The 23,778-nt window shown below is 47.1% G+C and carries 23 protein-coding genes and 1 tRNA gene; 1 reads left to right on the top strand and 23 read right to left on the bottom strand.

Annotated features, from left to right (window positions below):
• Positions 1 to 86: 86 nt before the first annotated feature.
• From folK to SporoP37_RS10060, 13 genes are all read right to left on the bottom strand, one after another.
• A complete protein-coding gene (gene folK, locus SporoP37_RS10120) occupies positions 87 to 581 on the bottom strand; it encodes a 2-amino-4-hydroxy-6-hydroxymethyldihydropteridine diphosphokinase (RefSeq protein WP_085431760.1) in 495 nt (164 codons plus the stop codon).
• Between the two features lie 17 nt (positions 582 to 598).
• Entirely contained in the window at positions 599 to 967 is a 369-nt protein-coding gene (gene folB, locus SporoP37_RS10115) for a dihydroneopterin aldolase (RefSeq protein WP_081243541.1), read from the bottom strand.
• Between the two features lie 21 nt (positions 968 to 988).
• Positions 989 to 1,840 (bottom strand): dihydropteroate synthase, encoded by an 852-nt coding sequence (folP, locus tag SporoP37_RS10110; protein WP_085430858.1) that lies wholly within the window; start codon positions 1,838 to 1,840, stop codon positions 989 to 991.
• Positions 1,840 to 2,682, bottom strand: a complete 843-nt coding sequence (gene pabC, locus SporoP37_RS10105; RefSeq protein WP_443028325.1) for an aminodeoxychorismate lyase — start codon at positions 2,680 to 2,682, stop codon at positions 1,840 to 1,842. The genes folP and pabC overlap by 1 nt, the downstream gene beginning before the upstream one ends.
• A gap of 8 nt (positions 2,683 to 2,690) precedes the next feature.
• Positions 2,691 to 4,121, bottom strand: a complete 1,431-nt coding sequence (locus tag SporoP37_RS10100; protein WP_085430856.1) for an anthranilate synthase component I family protein — start codon at positions 4,119 to 4,121, stop codon at positions 2,691 to 2,693.
• Positions 4,122 to 4,147: 26 nt separating this feature from the next.
• Entirely contained in the window at positions 4,148 to 4,789 is a 642-nt protein-coding gene (locus SporoP37_RS10095) for a peroxiredoxin family protein (RefSeq protein ID WP_081243537.1), read from the bottom strand.
• A gap of 250 nt (positions 4,790 to 5,039) precedes the next feature.
• The gene (gene cysK / locus SporoP37_RS10090) at positions 5,040 to 5,966 is read right to left on the bottom strand and encodes a cysteine synthase A (RefSeq protein ID WP_081243536.1); all 927 of its coding nucleotides are present in this window, start codon (positions 5,964 to 5,966) and stop codon (positions 5,040 to 5,042) included.
• 289 nt (positions 5,967 to 6,255) lie between these two features.
• A complete protein-coding gene (hslO, locus tag SporoP37_RS10085; RefSeq protein ID WP_081243535.1) occupies positions 6,256 to 7,134 on the bottom strand; it encodes an Hsp33 family molecular chaperone HslO in 879 nt (292 codons plus the stop codon).
• Positions 7,135 to 7,146: 12 nt separating this feature from the next.
• Entirely contained in the window at positions 7,147 to 7,911 is a 765-nt protein-coding gene (locus SporoP37_RS10080; RefSeq protein ID WP_081243534.1) for a type III pantothenate kinase, read from the bottom strand.
• A 133-nt stretch (positions 7,912 to 8,044) separates the two neighbouring features.
• Positions 8,045 to 10,084 carry an ATP-dependent zinc metalloprotease FtsH gene (gene ftsH / locus SporoP37_RS10075; protein WP_085430855.1) on the bottom strand — a complete coding sequence of 680 codons (2,040 nt, stop codon included), beginning with the start codon at positions 10,082 to 10,084 and terminating at the stop codon, positions 8,045 to 8,047.
• A 142-nt stretch (positions 10,085 to 10,226) separates the two neighbouring features.
• The gene (hpt, locus tag SporoP37_RS10070) at positions 10,227 to 10,769 is read right to left on the bottom strand and encodes a hypoxanthine phosphoribosyltransferase (protein WP_081243532.1); all 543 of its coding nucleotides are present in this window, start codon (positions 10,767 to 10,769) and stop codon (positions 10,227 to 10,229) included.
• Between the two features lie 19 nt (positions 10,770 to 10,788).
• Complete coding sequence (gene tilS / locus SporoP37_RS10065) at positions 10,789 to 12,198, bottom strand: tRNA lysidine(34) synthetase TilS (protein ID WP_085430854.1); 1,410 nt, start codon at positions 12,196 to 12,198, stop codon at positions 10,789 to 10,791.
• A gap of 34 nt (positions 12,199 to 12,232) precedes the next feature.
• A complete protein-coding gene (locus SporoP37_RS10060) occupies positions 12,233 to 14,632 on the bottom strand; it encodes a SpoIIE family protein phosphatase (RefSeq protein ID WP_085430853.1) in 2,400 nt (799 codons plus the stop codon).
• A 208-nt stretch (positions 14,633 to 14,840) separates the two neighbouring features.
• On the opposite strand from SporoP37_RS10060, the gene SporoP37_RS10055 reads away from it, so the two are divergent.
• Positions 14,841 to 14,914, top strand: a tRNA-Met gene (locus SporoP37_RS10055).
• Between the two features lie 197 nt (positions 14,915 to 15,111).
• On the opposite strand, the gene SporoP37_RS10050 is transcribed toward SporoP37_RS10055, so the two are convergent.
• The 10 genes from SporoP37_RS10050 to spoVT form a co-directional block, all read right to left on the bottom strand.
• Positions 15,112 to 15,534 carry a S1 domain-containing RNA-binding protein gene (locus tag SporoP37_RS10050; RefSeq protein WP_081243529.1) on the bottom strand — a complete coding sequence of 141 codons (423 nt, stop codon included), beginning with the start codon at positions 15,532 to 15,534 and terminating at the stop codon, positions 15,112 to 15,114.
• 121 nt (positions 15,535 to 15,655) lie between these two features.
• Positions 15,656 to 16,069, bottom strand: a complete 414-nt coding sequence (locus tag SporoP37_RS10045; RefSeq protein ID WP_081243528.1) for an FtsB family cell division protein — start codon at positions 16,067 to 16,069, stop codon at positions 15,656 to 15,658.
• A 29-nt stretch (positions 16,070 to 16,098) separates the two neighbouring features.
• Positions 16,099 to 16,584 (bottom strand): spore cortex biosynthesis protein YabQ, encoded by a 486-nt coding sequence (gene yabQ, locus SporoP37_RS10040; RefSeq protein ID WP_081243527.1) that lies wholly within the window; start codon positions 16,582 to 16,584, stop codon positions 16,099 to 16,101.
• Positions 16,581 to 16,880 (bottom strand): sporulation protein YabP, encoded by a 300-nt coding sequence (gene yabP, locus SporoP37_RS10035; RefSeq protein WP_081243526.1) that lies wholly within the window; start codon positions 16,878 to 16,880, stop codon positions 16,581 to 16,583. The genes yabQ and yabP overlap by 4 nt, the downstream gene beginning before the upstream one ends.
• A 326-nt stretch (positions 16,881 to 17,206) precedes the next feature.
• The gene (locus SporoP37_RS10030) at positions 17,207 to 17,497 is read right to left on the bottom strand and encodes an RNA-binding S4 domain-containing protein (protein ID WP_081243525.1); all 291 of its coding nucleotides are present in this window, start codon (positions 17,495 to 17,497) and stop codon (positions 17,207 to 17,209) included.
• Entirely contained in the window at positions 17,494 to 18,954 is a 1,461-nt protein-coding gene (gene mazG / locus SporoP37_RS10025; RefSeq protein ID WP_085430852.1) for a bifunctional methyltransferase/pyrophosphohydrolase YabN, read from the bottom strand. Before mazG ends, SporoP37_RS10030 begins: the two co-directional genes overlap by 4 nt.
• Before the next feature lie 5 nt (positions 18,955 to 18,959).
• Positions 18,960 to 20,552: a putative polysaccharide biosynthesis protein gene (locus tag SporoP37_RS10020; protein ID WP_085430851.1), complete on the bottom strand. Its 1,593-nt coding sequence runs from the start codon at positions 20,550 to 20,552 to the stop codon at positions 18,960 to 18,962.
• A gap of 51 nt (positions 20,553 to 20,603) precedes the next feature.
• A complete protein-coding gene (gene ytaF / locus SporoP37_RS10015) occupies positions 20,604 to 21,197 on the bottom strand; it encodes a sporulation membrane protein YtaF (protein ID WP_081243522.1) in 594 nt (197 codons plus the stop codon).
• Between the two features lie 259 nt (positions 21,198 to 21,456).
• Complete coding sequence (locus tag SporoP37_RS10005; RefSeq protein WP_085430849.1) at positions 21,457 to 22,659, bottom strand: NAD(P)-dependent malic enzyme; 1,203 nt, start codon at positions 22,657 to 22,659, stop codon at positions 21,457 to 21,459.
• A gap of 573 nt (positions 22,660 to 23,232) precedes the next feature.
• Positions 23,233 to 23,769, bottom strand: a complete 537-nt coding sequence (gene spoVT, locus SporoP37_RS10000) for a stage V sporulation protein T (RefSeq protein WP_085431758.1) — start codon at positions 23,767 to 23,769, stop codon at positions 23,233 to 23,235.
• Between the last annotated feature and the right edge of the window lie 9 nt (positions 23,770 to 23,778).

The raw sequence follows: 23,778 nt of genomic DNA, 5'->3' as shown, positions 1-23,778 counted from the left end.
CAGGCCTAACAAAAGGACAAACAGTTATCAGATGCCATTCCATAGAAAAAACTGCCCTGCTTACGGACAGTTTGCCAGTTCATTGTTCAATTCTGCTGTAAGAAATCCCCGATACTTTCAACCTTTTTCCAAAGGCTGACCCCGTCTTGCTGCATTGCAGGCTCTTCGCGGTAAAGCATCCCCGTTATAGGATTCCTTACTTCCAGTTCGATTTCGACGAGAGGTACGAGTACAAACGCGCGCTCAGACATGCGCAAATGAGGAACAATGAGATCCTCCAATTGGATATGGTCAGTATTGTAAAGCAGAATATCCAAATCCGCCGTCCGGGGACCCCAGCGGATTTTCCGCATTCTGCCAAGCTTGTTTTCAATGGATTGGCACGCACCCAACAATTCCTTTGCTTCCAATGAAGTCTCAAGCTTCACTGCGACATTTAAAAACTTCGCCTGTTCTGTCAATCCGACCGGTTCGGTTTCATAGACGGAAGAGACACGCAGCACATGAATGGACGGATGGGATTGCAGTAACTGCACTGCCTGCTGCAAATGTTCCAGGCGATTGCCTATATTGGACCCCATCGACAGGTAAGCGGTATTCACGAATAACGCCCCCTCGTGATTTCCACGGCGACAGATGAATAATGTCCGCGAATTGGCGGATCCGGCTTCACCAGTACGACCCGCACGCCATGTACTTTCTCCGCGAAGTCCGTCATGATTGTCCCCGCCACTGTTTCCGCCACCGTCTCAATTAAATGAACTGCGTCTCCCTCAACGATGTTCTTGCACATCTCGTACACTTCCGCATAATTCATCGTTTTCGATAAATCATCCGTCTGCCCCGCTTCAGCAAGATCCGTTGCCAGAGATACTGTCAGCCGGAAACGCTGGCCCAATGTATTCTCTTCAGGCAGTGCGCCGTGGTAACCGTAAAACTCCATATCATTCAAATGAATATAATCCATGAAATCCCTCCATTTTATCGCTTACCCAGTGTATGCCGCTTTTTTCGTCAATACGTCCATCATTTTAACCATCCGTGCGATTTCCTTCACGTCGTGGACACGCATAATATGTCCGCCGTGCTCAATACCGTAACAGACAGTCGCGCCCGTTCCTTCTACTCGTTCATTTACAGGCAAATCAAGCACTTTACCGATCATGCCTTTACGGGACGTTCCGAGTAATACCGGATACCCAAGGTCTGCAATGAGAGACAACCCCTGCATCGCCTGGATGTTCTGCTCCAGATCTTTCGCAAAGCCGATGCCCGGATCCAGCCAGATCATCTCTTCGCTGACTCCCGCTGCTTTTGCAATCTCAATACTTTCCTGCAAATCCGCCAGAACTGCCTCCATGAACGGCTGCTGATAATCAGTGTTGTCGCGGTTATGCATGAGGATAATCGGCACACCATAGCGCGCCGCCACTTCTGCTATCGCAGGCTCCCGCTTCGCTCCCCACACATCATTGATAATACTGGCGCCCGCTTTAACTGCTGCTTCCGCCACTGCCGCTTTAGACGTATCGATTGATAGTACACAGCCCAGTTCTTTCGTCAGCAACTCGATGACCGGCACCACACGGGCCAGCTCCTCTTCCGCCGAAACAGGCGTATAGCCCGGACGAGTGGACTCCCCGCCGATATCAATGATTTTTGCGCCGTCCGCGAGCATTTGCCGCGCGTGTTCAAGAGCCGGATTTTGCCCGCCGTATCTTCCGCCGTCGGAAAATGAATCAGGTGTGACATTCAATATCCCCATTATAACGGTTTCTTCTGTAAAGTTAATCGTCGTCTTACCTAATTGATAAGATGCACGTGCTTTTGCTAGTCTCATTACTGGTCACTCTCTTTCATTCGGTTGACGGCCTGTTGGTATCCCGCATGAAGCTGACGGTACACCGATCCCTCTTTGCCTGAAAATATCTTTTCCCCTACCTGTCGAATCGGAACGAGTTCCTGAACCGCGTTGGTGATGAATAGTTCTTCAGCCGATTCCAGCTCATTCGGCATATACAAACCTTCAGTAACAGTCAGTCCGAGTTCCGCGGCCGTCTCAATGACAAACGCACGTGTCGTGCCCGGTAAAATCCCTGTTTCCAAGGAAGGCGTATACAGTTGCCCTTCTGCCGCCCAAAAGATATTCGATGTAATTCCTTCCGCCACATAGCCTTCAGAAGTAACGAAAAACCCTTCCGTTTCTTTCAATGAAGCCAGCTCAAGACGCCCTTTGACATTATTCGCATACTGGTGGGACTTGTGACGAACAGCACTTTCCGGCTCATTACGCACCGTTTTAAGCCAGACGCCGTCTTTTTCTGTATGAACCGGCGGCAAATGAAGCGGTTTTTGGAAAATCAGCACAGTCGGCTGTTCATACTGTGCGGGTGCCAGTCCAATATCATGAACCCCCGCTGATACGTTCAGCCGGTAATAACCGTCTTCACCGCCATTTTCTTGGTACAGAGAATAAACGGCCGCCAGAATTTCCTCATCAGTGTACGGCATCTCAATCCGGTAATCGGCCAATGCCGAACGCAGCCGAATCATATGCGACTCATAAAGAAAAACTTTCCCTTCATACGTGCGGAATGTTTCAAAAAATCCTAGCCCATAGAGAAATCCGTGGTCAAAAGGGGAGATGCGGAGCGAATCCGCTTCTTGCTGCACCCCATTCATCCAGCAAATCAATGGCACTGCCTCTTTTCTTCACGAACCGCCCGCTCAGCCATTTCTTTCGCCTGCCACAACGCCTTCGCCTTATTAAGTGACTCTTCATACTCGGCAGCAGGATCTGAATCAGGCACTAATCCGGCACCCGCCTGAATATGTACGATACCGTCCTGAATAAATGCTGTACGGATTGTAATGTTCAGCTCCATATCGCCGTTAAAGCCGATCCAGCCTATCGAACCGGTATACAGGCCCCTTCTCGCAGGCTCCAGCTCCTCAATTATTTCCATCGTCCGCAATTTCGGATCCCCCGTAATTGAGCCGCCCGGGAATACACCATGCACAATGGATGTGAGGTTTTCTGAAGCCGCCGTACCCCGAACGTTTGAAACCAGATGCATGACGTGGGAGTACTTCTCGACCACCATAAATTCATCGACTTCCACAGTGCCGGGCTGACAAATCCGCTCCAGGTCCGCACACTCGAGGTCGACAAGCATCTTGTGTTCTCCCTTTTCTTTCGTGTTCGACAAAAGCTCTTCCTGCAGCGCAAGATCTTCCGCTTCCGTTACACCGCGCTTCCGTGTACCGCCGATTGGACGGGTACTCAATTCCGGTCCGCGCTTCTTTAGAAGTAATTCAGGCGATCCCGAGACCACTTCAAAATCCGGTGCCGCCATATACGCCATATAAGGAGAAGGATTGAATGAGCGCAATGCTTCATACATCGATAAAGAAGATGCGTGAAGCGGCTTCGACTGGCGCACAGACAGATTCACTTGCACGACATCGCCTTGCGCTATAAATTGCTGCACATCGCGCACCATCTGCTCAAACTGATCGCCCGTCACCGAAACTCGCAAATCTTCTTCTGTTATTTCTACATCTGCTGCCTGTCCCGGAGAAAATTGACGGTGTGCCATCCCTTCCTTCGCAGCAGCCTTCCATTCATCCGCCATTCCGTCCAGCGCAAATTGTTTTTCGGGAAGTGCCATGTAATAGACCGTTTCATTCTGTACATCCAGAACTGCCCATTGATCAAACAGATAAAAGAACACGTCTGGTGTCACAAGGTCTTCGTCCGCAAGAACCGGCAACTCCTCATAGCGCCGCACGTAATCATAACTGATCATGCCGATCGGACCGCCCTGATACGCGGGCAGATCTTTTTGATGTTCCAGCTCATAATTCGACATAAAGTGATTCAGCAGGTCAAGCGGATCTTCTCCCGTCAGCAGCTCTTCAGTTCCGTCACGCCACTCCACACGCAAGCCCTCTTCTGTTGCTTGTAATGTCACGAGCGGATCAAGGCCTGCCACACACATCTCGCCCCCGCGTCCGCTTTCCAGTAAAATATGCCTCTTGGTCTTTGTTGCAAGCTGATGATAAGCATAATAGAATTCATCTTTCGTCAGTGAAGCTGTCTGATAGGCTACTTTATTCATGCTGGTTCCCCCTGCGTCTCTAGTGTTCATTCTGCATTGCTTTCTTCTATGAGCTGTTTAATCATTTTATCATCCAGCGGAAGCGTCAATTTATCTGATATAACTCCCTCTTTATTAATGATATAAGTTGTCGGATAAACTTTAATCTGATAGGTTTTCATGACTTCACTGTCTTTATCCAATAAAATCGGAAACGATAACCCATACTCTTTTACGAATTCCTTCGCGCTCTTTTCTTTGTTTTTTTCAGTTTTCGTCATGTTGACCGCCAGTATTTCCATGTCATCAGACTCTTTATGATCTGTATAGTAGGTTTCCATATGCGGCATTTCTGAGCGGCACGGCGGACACCACGATGCCCAGAAGTTCAACATAACGGATTTGCCCCGATAATCGGACAGTTTGACAGTATCACCCGCAAGCGTTGTCAGTTCAAAGTCCGGTGCAATGTCTCCTTTTGCCAGTCCAGGCTTCTCGGTTTCCGAAGAGACCTGCCAATCTTCTGGCAGCCGTTCCACTTCATCCTTCGGCATGTCTTCCATCATCGCACTTTCATATCCGGGAATGCCTTTCGTTTCTTTCTTAATTTCTTTATTAATAATAATTATGACCGTAACCATGGTGATTACGATTAACGCTGAAATGACTATGCTCCACTTCTTTTTCACAGTGAGCCTCCTCCACCCTATGTATCACGATTGTGTTCCGATTTAATTATACAGAATTCAGCCCGCTGATAAAAGCTACAAGATTACAACTGCACAGCAACCAAGTTAAAAAGAAACTGCCGCCTGAAGTCACGCGCGACTTCAGGCGGCAGTTTCTTAATAAGGTACAAATTAGTGACTTCCTCACACTTACAGCTATGTTTGCGGCTGAGTGCAAGAAAACGTCTTTTTTCGGTTGGCTCAGACAGTCTTACTCCTCGTCAAACTGATAAAGGGGCGTACTCAAGTAACGCTCACCGTTGGACGGCAGAATCGCCACTACTGTTTTTCCTTTACCGAGCTTTTTCGCGGTCTGCAATGCAGCTGAGATGGCCGCACCAGAAGATACACCGCCAAGAATTCCTTCTTCTCGGGCTGCACGGCGCGCAAAGGTATACGCATCTTCATTAGAAACCTTAATAATTTCATCGTAAATTTCAGTATTCAGCACTTTCGGCACAAAACCCGCACCGATCCCTTGAATTTTATGCGGTCCAGGCTTGTCGCCTGACAGAATAGCTGAATCTTCGGGCTCCACAGCTATTATATGGATTCCAGGGAAACGCTCTTTCAAGACTTCTCCTGCTCCTGTAATCGTACCGCCGGTGCCAATTCCCGCAATGAATGCATCTACCTGATCCAGCGCATCGGCGATCTCAGGTCCTGTGGTCAAACGGTGAATTTCAGGATTGGACTCATTATTGAACTGCTGCGGCAGGAACCAGCCGTTTTCTTCAGCCAGCTGTTCAGCTTTGGAAATCGCACCTTTCATTCCTTCAGCACCCGGAGTCAATACTAGTTCTGCTCCGTATGCGCGAAGTAAATTACGGCGTTCCAGACTCATAGTGTCGGGCATTACGAGCACCGACTTATAGCCTTTTGCCGCTGCTACCATCGCCAGTCCGATTCCCGTGTTGCCGCTCGTCGGTTCGATGATTGTGCTGCCTTCTTTCAAGTGACCGTCTTTCTCCGCCGCTTCAATCATTGCCAATGCGATACGGTCTTTGACGCTTGAACCCGGATTGAAAAATTCTAATTTCAGATAGACGTCTGCATCTTCCGGACCTGTTAACCGATTTAACTTTACTAATGGCGTGTTACCCACTAAATCAATAACTGAATTTCCCACTCTGCTCATTTGTCATCCGCTCCTAATACCTAGTATTTTAATATGTTTTATTTACTTTATTTTACTACCTCCTATTTCTCTTGTCAATCAAATAATTCAGAAGGTTATATTTATCGGCACGCCAGCTGCGGGCTTCTCATAGACTGCCAAATATAGATTCATATGCATCTGACACCCGAACGATGCCATAACGATTTCTTTCAATCGGAATTGGCAGCGCTTACTTCGCCGCGCACTGGTTGGAATGATGAATACACCCGCTGCCGCAACACGCTTTTTGGCAGCGGGTGTATCTTTTTTATAGTTCTGAGAGAAACTCTCGAAGCTCCTGCTCGGAATATTGATACGTCTCGAGGCAGAAGTGACACTGTGCTTCCGCTCCATGATCTTCGTCAATCATGGCTTGAATTTCTTCGCGACCAAGCCCTTTAATCGCTTCTGCAAACCGTTCTTTAGAGCACTCGCATTCGAACTTCACATCCGTTTTATCGAGGAACTCTATGTTGTCCTGCCCTAACACTTCTGCGAGAATTCCTTCAGGCGTCAGTCCCTGATCCACCATTGTGGAAATTGGCGTCATGTTCGCCAGCTTTTCCTCCAAAAGCGCAATCGTTTCTTCCGTGGCACCCGGCATTACTGACAGAATGAATCCGCCGGAAGCTTTCACTGTATTGTCCGGGTCAACCAGCACACCCAACGCAACCGCGGACGGCACTTGTTCAGATACTGCCAAATACTGAGTAAAGTCTTCTGCAATTTCCCCGGAAATAATCGGCACCTGTCCTGTGAAGTAATCCTTCAGTCCAAGATCCTTCACTATGGACAGCGTCCCTTCAGTTCCGACTGCACCGCGCACGTCAAGCTTTCCTTGTTCATTTAAAGGAAGATGCGTTTGCGGATTTGTCGCATAGCCGCGAACCTCTCCTTTTGCATTGGCATCGACGATGATTGGACCAATCGGACCATTCCCCTGTACCTTTACCGTGATGCTGTCTTCACCTTTGAGCATGGCACCCATCATAACCGCTGCTGAAATAGTACGCCCAAGAGCAGCAGTTGCTGTCGGCCACATTTGGTGACGGCGCTGCACTTCTCCCGCCGTTTCGGTAGAACGCACGGCATATGCACGTATTTGGCCGTCAAACGCTAACGCTTTTACTAAATAATCTGTCGTCATTTCATTCACTCCTTACAAATTTCTTTCATAGATCAGATGTAATCCCTTCAGGGTCAGGAAGTTGTCGACGACATCGATCACTTTTGTTTCCGAAGCAATCAATTCTGCCATCCCGCCTGTCGCGATAACTGTAGGTTCCACTTCGCAGTCTTCTTTTATACGGTTAACGATACCTTCTACCTGCCCGACGTATCCGAAGACGATACCCGACTGCATAGCAGCTACCGTGTTTTTTCCCACTACAGATTCAGGGCGGTCCAGTTGCACACGCGGAAGTTTGGACGCACGGTCAAACAGCGCTTCCATGGAAATCTTAATCCCCGGCGCGATAGAACCACCCATATATTCTCCGCGTTCATTGACATAACAATACGTCGTAGCGGTTCCGAAATCCACTATGATCAATGGACTGCCGTATTCGCGGATCGCCGCTACTGCATTGACAATTCGGTCCGCACCGACTTCACGCGGGTTCTCATATTTAATGTTTAATCCGGTTTTCAATCCCGGCCCTACGACCAGCGGCTTCTGATTGAAGTACTTTTTACACATTTGCTCCAGCGGAAACATGACAGGCGGCACCACGGAGGAAATAATAATACCTGTAATGTCTGTAAATGAAATCCCCACATGCTGGAACATCGCTTTGACTTGCATCGCATATTCATCTTCCGTCTTGTGACGGTAAGTTTCCATTCGCCAGTGGTATTTCAGTTGATCCCCTTCATATACACCCAGCACGATATTGGTATTCCCTGTATCCAATACTAATAACATAGTCGTTTTCCTCTCTTGCTCTGACTTTTCCCGTACATCATATCATAATTCTGCACGATTATACTGTGGTTGTGCACTGATGTCCATTCATAGAAAACAGCCGACTGTTAGGTACAGTCGGCTGCAGGCTCGCTTAGTCTCTGCGCTCTTCATCAATCGGCGGAAGCGTTTTGTCAGTGGCTCCACCTTCACGCGGCAAGTCTCCTGTAGACGGATCACTCGGTGCACCCGTTACGTCCGGAGTTGCACCCGGCTTTGTATCCGGCGTTTCAACAGTTGCAGTATCCGCAGTGGATGGCGCTGCATTCTTATCGTCATTGCCGTTACCGTTTTCGTAAGGTCTATCCGGTAAGACACCGTGATTTTTCAGGTGATTGATTTGTTCCGCATCCAGCGTCTCGACTTCTAATAAAGTCGTTGCAATCAGATTAAGCAATTCTCGGTTTTCGGTCAAAATCTTTCTTGTACGTTCATATTGTTCTTTAATAATTTTCTGCATTTCAGAGTCAATCTCGTATGCAATTGCTTCAGAATAGTTCTGGTCTGAGTTGAAGTCACGTCCAAGGAATACCTGATTCCCTTGCGTCTGTCCGAATTGCATCGGGCCGATCTTATCGCTCATTCCGTATTCTGTTACCATCGAACGCGCAATGCCAGTAGCACGCTGGAAGTCATTATGTGCCCCGGTTGATACTTCACCAAGCACAATCTCCTCTGATACACGTCCGCCTAAAAGACCCGCAATTTTATCGAGCAATTCAGGTTTCGTCATAAAGTAACGGTCCTCTTTTGGAAGCATGACGGCATAACCGCCGGCCTGCCCGCGGGGAACAATAGTCACTTTATGGACGATTTCTGCATCATCGAGCATTAAGCCCACCACCACGTGACCCGCTTCGTGGAATGCAACGATGTTTCGTTCTTTTTGCGAAATGACACGATTGGTTTTCGCAGGTCCCGCGATTACGCGATCCGTTGCTTCATCAATATCGGACATATCAATTTTAGCTTTATTTCTTCTTGCCGCCACAAGAGCTGCTTCGTTCAACAAGTTCTCAAGATCCGCACCAGAGAATCCGGGAGTGCGTTGAGCAAGAGCTTTCATATCGACTGTATCGTCAAGCGGCTTGTTGCGTGCGTGAACCTTCAACACCGCTTCTCTTCCTTTTACGTCTGGACGGCCAACCGTGATTTGACGGTCGAAACGCCCCGGACGAAGAAGTGCAGGGTCCAAAATATCCGGACGGTTTGTTGCAGCAACGATAATGATCCCTTCGTTTCCTTCAAACCCATCCATTTCAACCAGCAATTGGTTCAATGTTTGCTCACGCTCATCGTGACCGCCGCCTAAGCCGGCTCCACGCTGACGTCCAACTGCATCAATTTCATCAATAAAGATAATACATGGTGAATTCTTCTTGGCGTTCTCAAATAAATCACGCACTCGGGAAGCACCGACACCTACGAACATCTCCACGAAATCAGAACCTGAAATCGAGAAGAACGGCACTCCTGATTCACCTGCGACCGCACGCGCAAGTAATGTCTTACCTGTACCAGGCGGTCCTACGAGCAAGATCCCTTTAGGAATTCTCGCGCCTAACTCCACAAATTTGCTGGCATCTTTCAAGAAATCCACGACTTCTTCAAGCTCAGCTTTTTCTTCATCTGCACCAGCAACATCATTGAAACGTACTTTCTTCCGATCATCGGATTGCAGTTTCGCTTTACTTTTCCCGAAGTTCATCACTTTGCCGCCACCGCCGCCTTGTGATTGGTTCAGTAAGAAGAAGAAAAGGATAATAATAATAATGAATGGTACAAGGCCTGTAAAGAACGATACCCATGCGCTAGTTTCTTTCGGCGGCAGGATTTCAATCTCAGTTTTAGTCGTTTTAACAACTTCACCAATACTGTCCATATCATTTGTAGGAATGTTCGTTACGAAAGTTTCTCCCTTTTCGTAGCCGGCCATTTCACCTTTTACTTCATACACGAGCTGTAACGGCTGAAAAGTTGCATTTTCGACTTTTCCCTGTTCCAGCGCCGTGACGAATTCGTCATACCGAATCGGTTTCATCTTCGGATTTGGATTGTTAAGCGAACTGAAAATCCCCATGATCGCGAGGAAAATCAATCCATATAAAAGAAAGTATCGAAGTATTCGATTCATCCCAAGCCTCCTCATCTCATTCAACACAAAACTAAACAGAAAACTATTGTAAATTTTAACATAAAGCAAGAGATCTCTACAATGAAAATGCCTTAAGGAAAAAGGCTTTTCGCCGGTTTGATAAACGGCCCGTCAAAAAATGTTAAAAAGAATAAATCTCTTTTTTCAACACACCGATATACGGCAGGTTTCGATACTTTTCTGCGTAATCCAGTCCATAACCAACCACAAATGCGTCCGGTACGTCAAAGCCTACATAGTCTGCTTTCAAATCCACTTTGCGTCCAGTCGGCTTATCAAGCAATGTAACAATTTTAATGGAGTTGGCCTTTCTGTATTTAAACAGCTCCACTAAGTAATTCAACGTTTTTCCGCTGTCAATAATATCTTCAATAATCAGCACATCGCGTCCTTCTATACTGGTGTTCAAGTCTTTTACAATCTTGACTTCACCTGAAGAAACTGTTGCATTGCCATAGCTCGAAACATCCATAAAATCTAATTCAATATACGTATCGATGCGCTTAATAAGGTCACTCATGAATGGAAGTGCCCCTTTTAATACGCCAACCGCCAAAGGAAACTTATCGCGGTACTCTTCTGTTAGTGTAGCTCCCAGCTCAAGAACTTTTTCCTGAAGCTGCTCTTCCGTTATTAAAACTTGCTCGATATCTTGCGTGATCATCGGCCCGTCCTCCTCCATATTATCTGCTTTCGCCTTCTCGCGTAATCCATATGTATGAATCGCCTTCCAGTTGGCTGCGTGAAAACATTTCACCATACCGCACACCAGGCACAGCACATACGGTACCACCCGCTGTTGTAATGACCGGCTGTTGATTCCTTTGCATGATACCCACTTTTTCATCAATAAATAACCGATTCACACGTTTCGGCTGAGACATGCCCTTAAGCTGAAGTCTGTCACCCGCAGCCGGCAGCCGCACGGTCAGCGGAAGTTCGGAATCGGGTAATTGAAAATACCTAATTTCATCTGAAGGTAAAAAGTGTCCGGTTGCATGTGCATTGGCGTGATGCCAGTAAAAATGAATAGATCCCCACGTATGCCAAATACCTTTTTCAAGTACTTTTGGATGAAGAGACGCTGTATCTATATCCTTTTTTGTAACTAGCAGTTTATCATATTCCCTGACAAACCGATAGCCATATGCCAAATCAATTGTAACATTCCCGGCCGAGTTCTCGATATGCTGTAACAGTTCTTCCACCAATGCAGAACGACGTTCAGCGTTCACTGCCATCCGGTCAGTAAGACAGTTTAATAGTAGTTGAATCACGCGCTTTTGTAAAGCGTGGGGAATAGTAAGAAATGCCTCCCGCTGAAATGAGGGAAGCTGTTCATCAGTATACGTGACTATCGATTGCCAATGTTGCCCGGCAAGTTCATTCAGAAACCTTTCATCCGCCTGGCGCTGCTCCGTCTGGCGGACCGTATTGACCGCAACGGACGGGTTTTCGTCAGACAGTACGGGCACGACGCGATGACGGAGACGATTGCGTAAATAGTCATCCCGTTCATTGCTCGGATCTTCCCTGAATGACAGCCTGTAATGTGACGCATACTCGTACAGCTCCCTCTTTTCCAATGGAAGGAAGGGACGGACCACTTCGCCCGAGTGAAATTCACGCCGTATCGGCATACCGTTTACTGACTGTCCTTTACTTAACTGAATCAGCACCGTCTCCAATTGATCGTCCGCGTGATGCGCAGTGGCAAGGACGGTGAACTGATCCCGTGACATCGTCTGTTCAAAACATGCATAACGCTGCTGCCTGCAAAGCTGCTGCATATTGCCGCCCTGATTCTTCAGCAGAGCGGGAATCGGCACTTGTTCAGAGTAAAAAGGCAGCCCGAATTCCTCGCACAGCCGCTCCACCACAAACGCATCTTCAGCTGACTCGGCCCCGCGCAGCATATGATCTACGTGGATGGCACCTACTTCAATAGCCAGCAATTGCCGATGCGCTGCAAGAAAGTGAAGCAGTGCAATGGAATCCACACCGCCCGAACAGGCAACCAATACACGAGAGCCGGGAGGAATCAGCGTTTGCTTTTCAATGAACTTCAATACTTTTTGCTGCAAACTCTTCATGACCCATCTCCCCCTCTCTCTATTCTATCATTCTTTAGCTAGAAATGATTCGGGGTTGCTTATTGGCTTTTGACCAACTTGGCACGATATGGCCGACCTTCATCACGAGTATTGTACGGTCATCTTCCACCGATTCAAATACGCGCTCCATTTCCATCATCACCTGGTCGGCAATCGTACGGCAATCCATCTCTTTAAAACGTTCTATCGTCTGATTCATTACGTCTTCCTGGATATCAAGCGGAATATCTCCATTAAATATACCATCGGTCATCATTACCACGATATCACCGGATTTCAGCTTTTCATTTTTTGCTTCTATTGAAAATGAAGGCAAGAAACCAAACGGCACTGTCTTACTGTCCAGCCGTATGCACTCATTGCTTCTCTTTATATACGTACTCATCGAACCTGCCTTCCATGACCACAGCCGGCCTTCCTGCAAATCGATCAATGCCAGATCAAGCGTGGCATACATATCATCCAATCCATTCAGCGCCATCATATAATGCAATGTATGAATCGCTGTTTCAGGATCCATTTTCTGTCCCAGACACTCTCGCATCAGCCGGATCACTTTACGGCTTTCATGGTACGCATTGATGTCTGAACCCATTCCGTCAGATAACAGAACTGCGGACAGTCCGTCGTGAATCTTAAATAATTCATAGGCATCCCCGCCGTGGAATGAACCTTTGCCCGCTGTTGTGACAATATCGTAATCCAACGAAAAACGGACGGCTGAGCTGAATGTCAGCTGCACATGCGGAAACGGAAACGGCTGATAGCTTGATTTTGAAATATACATCGGTTCATCATACATCTGCTCTAATATAGGCAATAATAAATACTCGCCAACCGTCGTTTCTGCTTCAAAGTCCGCCTTTTTCTCGGGCACAGAAATAACAATCCGGCAGGCTCCGCGTTCCTCCGACAGAATATCTATTTGGAAAAACTCTATCGCCTGTGCATGCAGGCGGTTCGCCAGCTCTTCTTCCGCCAGCTTGTACGTTGTCAGATCTTCTTTCACTTCACGCATTACTTTCTCAATATGCGTGCTCATATCGCGCAACTGCAATGCCAGCATCTTACGGCCGTGCTGCAGCTGCCCCATTAATAACTTATTAGCCCCTCGCTCCTCTAATTCATTAAGCAATCCTTTAAAACGCAGACATTTATACTTCATTTTTTGCTCAACACGCACCCGCGCCGCTTTTTTCGTGGCGGAATAAGTGGTTTCCCATTCATCAATCAGCGGTTCCATGCCATCCTCTTCACTTTCCCAGCACTTCCGGTAACGGAAACATGACTGGCAAATGGACGGTATTTGACTCGTCGCGGTCATCTCATCTTCCGGAGACAAGCGGTCGTTGACGAGCGTTGACATAAAATGAGCGAACTGCTGAAATTCCTCAAGCTGTCCATCCAGCTTATCCGCGAGCCATTGTTGACGCTTCTCTGATATTCCTTCCTGTTTCGGCAGGAATATTTGCCGTATTTGGCTTAATTTCCGTGACGGAATCAGCACAAACAGCAAGGCCGCCGCGCCAACAGTTGAAAAGTGAACGGTATCGAGCGGCAGCGTGGCATCATATAGAAGGAAAAATAGCGAAACAAATACGCTGCCCGTCACAATACCGATTTTTCCAAACCGCTTCAGCGAGCCTGCGAGCAGTCCGGTCATACCATAAAGCGCCATCATGCCGGTGAATGAAAGTTCGGACACTCCTATAATTAATGCGATAATCATCCCGACTGTCGTGGCAAACGGAACACCCCCCACTACAGCGGCTACATATATCGCAAGAAACAGAAAGACCCCGGCTACCGATACTGTGCCAATCTGAAAACCGCCCATACCTGTTGCTGCCAGCGCTCCGACGATACACATGGCACTGATTTGTTCGGGATTCCACGGACCGTACAGCAAACGTTCTATAGAAGGAAAGGCCAGTAACATAAAAATTGTCATGAATAAAGCTAACAGCGCTTCCAGTCCAATCGACAGCTGAACCGCCAGCGGCATCATTCCGTCACTGTATTTAATGAGCTGCCAAGTCAGCTGAGGAATAATCATCGCTCCTGCCACAGCGATCGGAATGGATCTCTTCACCTTAGGGATCTTAATGATTGCGTGGAACAACAGCAATTGGGCCAGATGGATGACTGCTTGTCCGATCCCGAGAAACGCACTGCCGGCCATTCCTCCTATGAACACGAAAATCATATGCTTGCGATAGCGCATACTCGCCAAGGCCCAGATCGGCAAGAAGAACGGCACTGCCATATCGAATACTACTGCCTGAGACAGAAAGAATGATCCCACTAAGAAAAGAAGAGCCGTCATCAAGTAGACTTTCCGGTTCATCAGCTCTTGCCATGATGCTCTGAACATCTGTACAAATGGTCGCTCCATATTATCTATCATCTTCATTTCCCATACCCCCTATGTTCTCTTACCTAAAACTATACATGCCATCTGCGAGAAATTTTGTCTGTTTGTGGCGGGGTATTCACAAAACATTTCGACGTTATCCGTATGTTTTTTCTTTTTGCAAAAGACCTGTTGACACTTTATCAATTGCCTAGTATGATTAGAGACGTTGCGTTTGAAATACACGTTTTTAACGCACAAATGTCTTGGCGGCGTAGCTCAGCTGGCTAGAGCGTGCGGTTCATACCCGCAAGGTCGTGGGTTCGACCCCCTCCGCCGCTATTATAGAAACACGAAAAACCTCTTGCTTAGGCAGGAGGTTTTTATCATGCAATAAAAATTCATGGGAAGTGCTTCGGCACCGGCCCGCGGCAGATCCGCCGCTGCACCTTTTACGCAAAAAAACGTATGCTCCATATTGCGGAACATACGTAAAGGATGTCATCTAATTTTAGTTCACAGTTGAAACAGACAGCAAGTTATCCTCTTCTGGCTCCACGGCCGCCACGTTTGGACTCTGTCGCTCTCTTTAAGGTAGTTAGACGTTCTTCGCTGTCCTTCATGAATTTCGCCATTTTCTGCTCGAAATTCTCTGGTCGTTCAAAGCTCGGTTTGCTGCCTTGGCGAGGTCTCTGTGGACGTTGCGGACGCTGTGGACGTTCTGACTCAGGCTTCGCCTTACGGATGGAAAGACCGATTTTACCGTCAGATCCCACATTCATTACTTTCACTTCAACCATATCGCCGACTTTTAAATGATCGTTTATATCTTTGACATAATTGTCAGCTACTTCACTAATATGGACTAATCCTGTGGACCCGTTCGGCAATTCAACAAATGCCCCAAAATTTGTGATCCCGGTTACTTTACCCTCTAACTTGCTGCCTACTTCAATTGACATAAAAAAAATGCTCCTCCTTAAGTTTTAAGCGGCTCGTAAGCCTATCAACCATATTGGCAGTGCCTGTATTTTACAGGCTCCTACTTATATTATAGCCAACAAAAAAAGAGTGTCAACATGACTACTCTTTTCTCATCTCTTTTTCTGACTCTTTTTTCTTATCAGGAATGGAAAAAATGATCTCATCGGACTCAGAAAGAAAGTATTCTTTCCGTGCAAGTTTGGCAATGTATTCATCGTCATCCAAGCGGATCAGCTGTGTATTCAATTGTTCCTGCTGGGCTTTCAAATCTTCCAGCGTCGCCTCTGCCTGCGCTTTTTCCTTCAGTTTAGCTGCAAGGATTTCTTTCTGTCCTGCATTCATGTTGAATAAACTTCCAGCCACCACACAAACGATGACAAAAAAGACGGCCAAACGATTACGAAGGCGTTTTTTTTGTGCTTTTTTATAATTTTCTTTTTTTTGCATAGAGCGCACATATTCTGTATCGATTGATGTGACATTCTTAGTTGAGGGCTTCTGTGGTTCTTTCATGGCGCACACACCTTTCTGACGTAATTCCGCTATTGCACTCTATTATATAGTACTCTGCATTTATTTTGAAGGAATTTCCCTATGTTCTTTGCAATTCGGATAAACGGTGACATAATCAGTGACAAAACCGAGACAATCAAATAAATAATACGCCGGCACGTCAGGAAGACAAGACGAATGATGAGCCAGATCGGCCTAAGCACCACAAGTAACAGTAGTCTGCCTGCGAACCGCGCGGGATGATAAAAAACAGCTGCATATAATAACAAGCCACTGATCTGGGCGACAGGGTCATACATTCTCCATGCCCCGCCGCGCACCATGATCAATACTAAAAATGCCCCGATTCCTAACCCAATCCAAACCATGCATTCAAACCAGAATGCCCATCTTTTAATGAATGAACGTTTATCGCTTGCCGCGACAATTGTCCCGAATAAATCCATTACAATTCCAGCCGCAATCCCTGTCCCGATCATCGCCAACAGACTGAAGAACTGGACGGACAGACTCATCCGAATAGTTTATGAAGGAAATTGCGTGAACCTGCTGCGTCTTCATCATCGTATTGCAGTGTTTGGACAGAGCCTTCAAGCGTCAATAAGCCCTTGTCCACGTCCAGATGTACAATACGCAATTCCTCCCCGCGGATTTGCAATACGCCTTGCGATGTTCTGACTAGAAACTCCTCCTGGTCAAAGCGGTCAATCGTTTTCACAGATGTGAGGTCCATTCTTTTGCGATTGCGCATCGTCACTACGTGATCTCCTGATGGAATAGTATACATGGAGCTGTCTGTTTGAATCTGCATATGCGTCCCCCTTTTCTAGTGCGTTCTCCATATCTTATGCAGGGGCTTGGTCAAACATGACAAGCTGTTTTTAAATTGAAGGGGGCCGGCTGCACGTTTAGCGGTCAAGAACTGCTGGCTATTGAGCGGCTGGACAGCGCTAATGATCGCTTGGCAGACAGTTTAGAGCGGATCTGATTCTCCATAGAGCGCTTGCGCATTGCCATTGAGCGGTTAAGGGGCCGCGTAGAGCGCTGGACAGATTTAATGAGCGCTTATGACTTAATCTGCATAAATCTGAAAAAAGAAGACAGCCTGACGTAAGGCTGCCTTCTTTTCACATATCTTTACTCTTCGTCATCCATAAATTCAGGTTCAACTTTCTCCAGACGCTCTTCACCTGTGATCGTGTACATGCCGGCTGCGTCCTCTTTTTTGGTGGAGGCCTTTAATTCATTAACTTTCGCCGTCACAATCTTTTGGCCGAAGCGGATGGACAGCTCGTCTCCCGGCTTGACAACCGAGGATGCTTTGGCTACTTTATCGTTGATGGTGATTCTTCCCTGATCAGCTACTTGCTTTGCCAATGTTCGGCGTTTGATCAGCCGGGATACTTTCAAAAATTTGTCAAGTCTCATTGAGTTCCTTCCTTTCGTTTGGCCTGTCTCCAGAATTCTTCCAGTTCCTCTGCTGTATAGTCTGAGAAATCACCGCTGCCCTGTTTTACGGACTGCTCTACGAACTGGAAGCGGGATTTGAATTTTTCATTCGTATGCCACATCGCTTCTTCCGGTGAGATTTTCAAGAATCTCGCTATGTTGATAATAGTGAACAAGACATCTCCAAGCTCGTCCAGCTGCTGCTCCGTCCCGCCGCTGCGCACTTCTTCCTGGAACTCCTTCCACTCTTCCCGGAACTTGTCAAAAGCTCCTTCTATGGAAGGCCAGTCGAATCCAACTTTTGCGGCGGCTTTCTGATAATTGTAGGCAGTGAGCATGGATGATGCCAGACGTTCCTGACCTTCCAGCAAACTGGACGGTCTCGGCTTTTCCTGTTCCTTGATCGCCTGCCAGTTTGTCAGCACGTCGTCTGTCGTATCTGCTTTCGTTTGCGCAAAGACATGCGGGTGGCGACGGATCATTTTCGCTCCGACCGTTTCAAGAACGTCTTCCATGGAGAAGTATCCGTTATCTTCACCGATTTGCGCGTGCAGGAACACTTGCAGGAGCACATCACCAAGTTCTTCAATGATTGATTCGTCGTCTTCTTCGTCAATCGCCTGTATCAGCTCGAAAGATTCTTCAATTACATAACGCTTCAATGATTCATGCGTCTGCTCACGATCCCAAGGACAGCCGTCCGGCGCGCGCAAGGCCGCGATAATCTCACGGAATGAACTCCATTCTTTCAACCGCTGTTCACGGTCAGGAAGCGGCGGTACGTAGACTGTCGTCAGGTTATTCAAAGCCACGACGCGGTCAAGCTCAAACAGAGGGACTTCTGTCAGCGATTCATCCTGTGAGCCTGCGGACGTTACAATCGTAACGGTGTGATCATCGGGATACTTTTCCATTAGAGATAATTTCACATCTGAAGCGACAAATGCATCGTAAACTTGTCCAATTAAGACATGCTGATCCATGCGTACGTCATCACGCTTCAAGTCCGTTCCGTCAAGCAGCTGAAAGCCTTCGATCGGATCTATACGCAACGCGGTAAAAATGGGATCCAAAAAGCTGCTTCCGCCTGCGATATGCAGTTCGATTTCACCCGCCCGTTCTTTCTCAATCAGCAATTGAACCGTGCGTTCCGCCACAAGCGGATGACCCGGCACGGCATATGTAATCGGCTGTTGCATACTCATTTCAAGCAGCTTTTCGACAATTTGCTGATAGACATCTTCAAATGCATCATTCGCTTCATAGATTGCATCGAAACTGTTCATTTTGAGACCTTCAGAACGCAATTCCTTTACGACAGGATGTTCTTCCGTACGGACAAAGAGATGGTCAGCCTGTTTCAATAATCGGTATGTGCCGAGTGACAGCTGTTCCAAATCACTTGCACCTAATCCAATGACGGTTATCTTATTCACATGATTCACCTTCTATTTTTAGTTAGCCATAGTTGAGCAGTCGCCAGTCTTTTACCGAAAGGCAGCAAATACCACTCTTTTTCTTTCATTATACGTGATTTCAAGACGACGAAAAGGAATATGATTGCTCCGATTGCGACAGCTGAAAGTGCAGTCAGCGCAGCGCTTGCGCGTGATGACAGTGCGTCTGACAGCCAATAATCCACTGACAGCATCCACGGAATCAGCACCCCCGCCATCGCTGCGCCTGCACCGGCCAGCACTGCATAAAAATGGAATGGCGCCAGCGGAAGCTTCCAGTAACGCTTGAAATAGATGATTAACAACACGGCAACAACAGCAAACGCAACGGCACCTGACGCAGCAGCACCTTCAATGCCGAAGTGCCGGACCATCGGCGGTGTGGCTGCCAGTTTAATGAGTATACCGAGCAGCATAAGTATAAGCGGCCCCCGCACGTTTCCGCTCCCCTGCAAGATCGCTGTCAAAGGCAGGATAATCGACAGCCAGAAAATCTGTATACAGAAGATGATCAGAGCAACGGAACCTGTCCGAGTCTGAAACAGCATTTCATTCACATAAGGCAGCACAAGAATCAGTCCGATTGTGGCGGCCCAGCCGAATAAAATAGACGTGCGGAATGTCAGACTGATGAATGGCAATGCACTGCGACCGTCTGTTTTTGAAGCATGGTGTGCAATTAGCGGCACTAATGCGAGCGCTAAAGTCGATGCCAGCAAAATGCCCATTTGCGCCAGCGGCTGTCCGCGGTCATAGACACCTTTCATTTCCATAGCCGCTTCACTTACTGTACCGGCCTGAACTAGCGCATTGTAAATTGTAAATGAGTCCACTAATTGAAAGACCAGTAATATTAAAGAGCTTGCACTGACACTTATACTGATTTTGGTCAGCTCCCTGACCACTTTCCACGGTTTCACGGCTGCTGCTGCCATGCGTTCACGCTGCAGGAAGAACCATGTGAGAATCAAGACGCCTGCCGCTTCGCCGGCCACTGCGGCCCACATTGTAATTTCCCCTATTTTATAAAGCGACGTTCCCGTGCGCACAGCAATCCACGTGCCCGCAAGTACAATCACGACGCGGAGTAACTGTTCCGACACATTGGATATCGCAACAGGTATCATTTGTCCTTCTGATTGGAAGACACCCTTCAGAACGGCAAGAAACGGCAGCACAAGCACAATATATGCCCCGGCCTGCAGAACAGGCGCCAATGCAGTGTCACCCATCCATTCCGCAAAGACCGAAGATCCAGACCGCAATAACAGAAAAACACCTGCGGATAATAAGAGAAGATAAGCAAGCGACACACGTAAAATTCCACGTGACTCCCCCGGGCTTCTGCTTTCCGCCAGCATTTTCGACACGGCGACCGCAAATCCTGACGATGTCCAGACGATAAATATTCCAATGAACGGATATACTTGCTGATAAATATAAAACCCTTTATCTCCAACCAGGTTTTGAAAAGGCACCCGGTACACTGCGCTCAACACTTTGACAATGACGGCCGCCATCGTAAGAATCGACGCACCTTTCATAAACGACTTCATATTCCACTTAGTCAACGCCATACATGCGCCTCTTTCATTCGATGATGGTTTCTAGTATACCATCTCACTGCATCAAAACAGGCGTGTGAATGCAATCAATAAAATAATCACGCCGCTCATGAATGTTCCAAACTGTCCGACAGACATTCTGCCGATTTGGACACCCGCCAATCTGGCACCTAATCTTACGCCCGCCGATAATGTGATATAACTGCCGATTGCCGCTGACAGCGCGATCGCAATGGGCGACAATGCCAGCAGTCCAGCTCCTACACCGTTCGTCAGTGCATTCGCGGAGAGTGCGATGCCGAGCAGCAGCGCTTCTCCAAGGCTAATATGCGAAGATCCGTCAAAGTCCATTCTTTCAGGCTCGCTGAATACATTAGACTGATGCCTTTTCTGCTGCCGAAAAGCAATGACCATAATTCGTATCCCGATCATACTGAGTACTGCAAATGCTATGAGATCAGGAAGCATTCCCGGTAACAGTTCAGCCAACCATGCCCCCGACACGATGCCGATCAAACTGAAGATAAAACAAATTGCCGCTATAAGCGCATTCGATGCGGGCGGAATCCGAACCCGCTGTACCCCGTAAGAAAGTCCGACTCCAAAGTTGTCGATGCTGGATGAAATTGCAAAACCCGCGATCAGTAGCCAAGTCATTCCGTTCCCCCCAAGCCTATTGGTTTTACCTTACTATACGTGCGGGAGGTTGCATGCGTGTGTGCGCGGGGCATACAGAAAAACCAGTCTTTCCATTGTGCAGGAAAAGGCTGGTTCATTTTTTGAAAAGTTAAGGAAATAAAACGTGCTGCCGTTTTGTGCTGCGGCGGAAAGCCGTGTGCCATCCGTTTTACAGGATCCCTGCATAAAAGCAAAACCCGTCTCCCCATAAGCCGGGTAAGACGGGCCTGCATTTCATTTATCGGTTTGGCAGAATCAGTTCTTTTGCAACGGATACACCTGTGCGCATTGCCGCTTTCCCTACTGCATGTGCAACAATTGTCGGAATACGATCATCGAATGGATTAGGAATGATATAATCATCACGCAAGTCTTCATCCTTGATCAAATCGGCAATAGCATAGGTTGCTGCAAGCTTCATCTCTTCGTTAATTTCCGTTGCCCTGACGTCAAGTGCACCGCGGAAGATGCCCGGGAATGCCAAGACGTTATTGACCTGGTTAGGATAGTCTGAGCGGCCCGTCGCAATAATACGCACGCCGTATTCTTCAGCTAACTCAGGCTTCAATTCAGGATTTGGGTTCGCCAGTCCGAATACGATCGGGTCTGTGTTCATCAGGGCAATCAATTCTTTCGTCAGCAAGTTTGCGACAGATACACCCACGAAGACGTCTGCACCTTTCATCGCATCTTCCAATGAACCTTCGATCTTTTCAAGATTCGTAACACGGGACATTTCATGCTTGATGTCGTTCATCGAATAGTCACGGCCTTCAAAAATAATTCCTTTTGAATCACACATAATAATGTTCTCGAAGCCCATGTTAAGCAACAGCTTTGTAATTGCCACGCCTGCCGCTCCGGCACCGTTCAATACGATCTTCACTTCACTGCGTTCTTTGCCGACCACTTTCAATGCATTCAGTAATCCGGCACCTACTACGATTGCCGTGCCGTGCTGGTCATCATGGAAAATCGGGATATTGCATTCTTCCCGCAGCCTTTGCTCAATTTCAAAACAACGCGGCGCAGAGATGTCTTCCAGATTTACCGCACCGAATGTCGGGCTCATCATTTTTACAATATTTACAATTTCATCAACCTTCTTTGTATCAAGACAGATTGGAAACGCATCGATCCCGGCAAACTGTTTCAGCAGCAGCGCTTTACCTTCCATGACCGGCAGTGCAGCTTCAGGGCCGATGTCTCCAAGGCCGAGAACCGCCGTTCCATCCGTCACGACTGCCACCAGATTTCCTTTGATTGTATATTCATATGCAAGAGACGGATCATGAGCGATTTCTACACAAGGTTCAGCAACACCCGGCGAGTACGCCAAACTCAAATCCTCTTTATTTTCCAATGGCACTTTTGAAACGACTTCCATTTTTCCGTTGTGAATTTGATGCATGTGTAAAGAAGATTTGTATTTCTTGTTCATAATATCGCTCTCCCTATCCGTTTTTAATTGTTCTTTCGTGTTGGTAGTGATTATAAGCGTAAACATAAAGTAAACACAAGGGCAAATTTTCTATTAACTCCAAAAATTAAAAATTCGTAAGCGGTTACATTACCTTTGTCAAAGGATTTGCAGCGTCTTTAAATTTTTTAAAAAAAGTTTTGACATTTGCCTCTTTTCGTAGTATGTGAAAACTTTCACTTTAGTTTTAGGCCTTGTGAAGCCCTTCACTAAGCGTTTTTGTGAAAAGGTTCACGTATAAAAAAAGGAGCACATGAAGCAATTTATTTCCGTAGTATGTGAAATTCTTCACCTTTTATCAAAAGAAATAACTAAATATTATTTAACCCCTACTTGGGGAAAACCGGGAATGTTTTACCCGTAACGGTGACCGTATTTACCATTTATTGTATCAAACCAAAACATTCGCACCGCCTGTTTGAATTAATATTTTACCCGGCGCCGCAAAAAGCCGGCTTTTCGGCAAAAAAACTCACAGCGGCTTCTTCCGCTGTGAGTTTTTTAATAAAAGTTTTATACATTCATTAAATCCGCTTAGTTTTCCATCTGTTTGGCCAGAAAACTCGCTGCGGTTTCTGCTGCCTTTTGTTCTACATCTCCTACGAAGTGAACTTTTGACAGCAAGTATACCGCACCAATTGCATCACCATTTGTAACAATCGGGGCAACACAATAGGATTTGACCTGTTCAACCTGACCGGGTACCCATTCCACGGACTTTTCGTGCTTCTCAATGACAGTTGATCTGCCGTTCAGAATCTCTTCACAGACAGGTGAAAGCTGACGGTTCATATAGTCTTTCTTTGAAAGGCCCGCCACCGCCAGCATCTCATCCCGGTCGCTGATCAAAGCCGGCGTCCCGATGGTTTCGTAAAGTGATTCCGCATATTCCACGGCAAATTCGCCAAGCTCTGAAATAGGCGAATACTTCTTTAAAATGACTTCTCCTTCACGGTCAGTGAATATTTCCAAAGGATCGCCTTCGCGAATTCGAAGTGTCCTTCTGATTTCCTTTGGTATAACCACTCTTCCCAGATCATCAATTCTTCGGACAATACCCGTTGCCTTCATATATAATGC

The organism is Sporosarcina sp. P37 (assembly GCF_002109365.1).
Taxonomy (GTDB): domain Bacteria; phylum Bacillota; class Bacilli; order Bacillales_A; family Planococcaceae; genus Sporosarcina.
This window is presented reverse-complemented; position numbering and strand designations above follow the sequence as displayed.